The organism is Streptomyces sp. NPDC005070 (genome assembly GCF_053600395.1).
Window position 1 is genome coordinate 1 of sequence record NZ_JBSFZS010000342.1, and the last position, 2,898, is coordinate 2,898.

Here is a 2,898-nt window from a genome sequence, read left to right on the forward strand (position 1 = left end):
CGGTCCGAGCCAGTCGGGGGAGTAGCCGCGCTGCGGCATCAGCAGCCACAGCGGGGTGAGGTCGAGTCCGCCCTTCCCGAGAAGGGCGCCCCCATCGACGTACCGCGGTGGCCCGGGTCAGCCGCTGTCCTGCGTGTCGATGCCGAGGCCCGGCAGGAGGCCGGGGAGCAGGGGCGGCAGGGTGACGTCGGGTTCGCTCGTCGCGCTGCCCTTGCCGCCGGCGCTGGACGACGGGGTGGAGCTGGTGTCGTCCTGCGGCGGGTCGAGCAGACCGCCGGTGCTGCCGCCGAGCAGGCCCTCGCTGCTGCTGCCGGAACTGGAGGGCTTGGGCTTGCCGCTGCTGTGGCTTTCGCCCGTGGAGCCGCTGCTGGCGCTGGGCGCCGGAGTGTCCGTGCCCGGTGAGCCGGTGGACTCCTCGCTCCTGCCCCGGTGACGCCCGGTGCCCTCGGGGGCGGGCGTCCTGGGCAGCAGCGAGCGCAGCGGGTCGACCTCTTCGTCTATGGCTTCGAAGACCGACGAGACCTGGTCACTGACGTCACCGAGCTGCACGGGCAGCCGGTCGCGCAGGGCGCCCCAGGCCTCGCGGTGGGACTGGGAGAACGCGGACAGCGTCTGGATGGGGCCCAGTGAGCCGTTCCGTTCGTACGCCTCGTGCAGCAGCCGGTGGCCCTCGGAGGCGTCGTGCTGCATGCCGGACAGAGCTCGGCGGATCTCGCCCAGGGACTCGTGGTCGAGGTGTCCCGAGCGGCCCCGCTCCATCAGCCGGCGGGCTTCGCTCAGGCGGTTCGAGGCCTGGTCGAGGTAGAGCTCGCCCCGGTCGCTGTCGCCGTCGGCCAGCCCCAGCCTGATGTCCTCCATGCCGCGCTTGAGCCCGTAGAGCGAGTCACCGGGCAGGGCGTCGGAGCTCGCGGCAGCCACACCGCCGAAGGCTCCGGCGGCCACACCGACGGTGAGCCCGCCCGCGGCCAGCCCCTTGGACAGCCGGGACCGGGGTCGGAGCTTCCCCAGTCCGGTTGCCCGGTGCGCGCCCTTGGCCCGATGGGACCGCTGCTCGGGCAGAGCGCGGCCCGGACCCTCGCCTCCGACGGCCGTGCCCTCCTGCAGCATGGCCTCCATCGCGGCGACGAGCTGGGCTCGCTGCACGATCTTGACCTCGGGGTCCAGCTCCGGTTCGGGCAACTCGCCGAGACCGGTGGCGAGGGCCAACAGCAGCCCTTGCTCGGTCTGTTCCGCAGCAGCCCGGGACGGTGCCGACCCATCCGGCTGCTCGGCCGCCGTGCCCTGGTCGATCTCCTCCAGGGCCTGGGCGAAGGCGTTCGCCCGCCGGTGTGCCGATACGTTCGCGATCACTGGCGGCACCTCCTCTCGTCATGACGGTCGACTCCCCAGGGGGTCCTGAGGGTTGCACCCCCTGGATCTGTGCACACGATCGGGTGATCGGCGCTGGCCAAGGCGTGACCACAGGGAGCCTGTATCCCGCACAACGAGTGTCACGGCACTTCGGTTACGGACGGCGGAGGCACAGACCGCGAAGTCAACAGACTTTTACAGAAGGTGAGTTGGACGTCGCTGAGCGTGCGGGGCCCCTGTGGGCTGAAGCGGGCTCAGCGCACGTCGTCGGGCAGGAGCCGGGCCAGCGTGCGGACGGCCCGGTACTGGAGGGTCTTGATGGCGCCCTCGTTCTTGCCCATCACCCGGGCGGTCTCGGCGACCGAGAGCCCCTGGAGGAAGCGGAGCGTCACGCACTCCTGCTGCTGAGGGTTGAGCCGTCGCACGGCGTCAAGGAGCGCGGCGTTGGAGAGCGACTCCAGGACGGAGTCCTCGGGGGAGCGCTCGACCTCGTTGGCGTCGAGCATCTCGCCGGTGGTCACTTCCAGCCGGAAGCGGCTGGACTTGAAATGGTCGGCCACCAGGTTCCGGGCGATGGTCACGAGCCAGGCGCCGAAGTCGCGGCCCTGCCAGGTGAAGGTGCCGATCCGGCGCAGCGCCCGCAGGAAGGTCTCACTCGTGAGGTCCTCGGCGGTCGCCTTGCTTCCGACCCGGTAGTAGATGTAGCGGTACACGGTGTCGCTGTACTGGTCGTAGAGCCGTCCGAAGGCGTCGGCCTCGCCGGCCTGGGCGCGCTCCACGAGATCCATCATGCGGGCGCTGTCGCTGTCCGCGGCCGGACGGCGTGCTGCGGTGGTGGCCGAGCCCGAGCGGCCCCGCCTGCCGACCGCCGCGTTGCCGTCGGCCAGGGCATAGCAAGGCCCGACGGGCGCGGAGAGGGCGAAGGCGGGGACGGCGTACGCGGTGGGGACGAAGCCGCGCAAACGGTCCAGGACCGTTGCGCGCAGCGTAGCCAGGCCCGAGGCGTCAACCCCGACGTGTGAGTACACGGGACTCCCAGAGGCAGAGCTTCCATCACGTGCAGTGCGGGACCTTTCACCCGTCGTGACGACGGAGGGGTACCGGTTTGCGTCTGAGGAGAATAACGCTTCGTACAGGCAGCACTACACCCAGTTGCTAAAATCATCGATTACGACGCTTTTGGCACGGATCGATGCCTGTTCAAGTACCGATCGGTGACCGCTTGTTGATCGCATCGGTTCGTGTTCCGTCTGAGTGCGGGGCGTGTTGTGCCCGCCTGCGGAGAGCGCGACTGAGTCGCCCAAGACGTGGGTAGGACCATGTGATTGCCCCCGCGGCCGAGGTCCCACCCCAGGTCCGGACAGGTTTTCGCCCCCTCCGCCCCTACCCGTCCCACCTCTGGGGCTCCGCCTCAGCCCCCGCTCCTCAATCGCCGGAGGGGCTGAATTTCACGCCCGCAGCCGGGATCCGGCGGAAGGGGCCGTGCCGGTACATCGATGCCCGTCGCCACCGACGCCCATCCCTCACCCAACGGCGACGGGCTGATGC

At 70.4% G+C, this 2,898-nt stretch carries 2 protein-coding genes; both read right to left on the reverse strand.

Going from position 1 to position 2,898, the window contains the following annotated elements; genetic code table 11:
• Positions 1 to 117 precede the first annotated feature (117 nt).
• A complete protein-coding gene (locus tag ACWEBX_RS38785; RefSeq protein ID WP_451889410.1) occupies positions 118 to 1,350 on the reverse strand; it encodes a DUF5667 domain-containing protein in 1,233 nt (410 codons plus the stop codon).
• 254 nt (positions 1,351 to 1,604) lie between these two features.
• Entirely contained in the window at positions 1,605 to 2,378 is a 774-nt protein-coding gene (locus tag ACWEBX_RS38790) for an ECF subfamily RNA polymerase sigma factor, BldN family (protein WP_451889411.1), read from the reverse strand.
• Between the last annotated feature and the right edge of the window lie 520 nt (positions 2,379 to 2,898).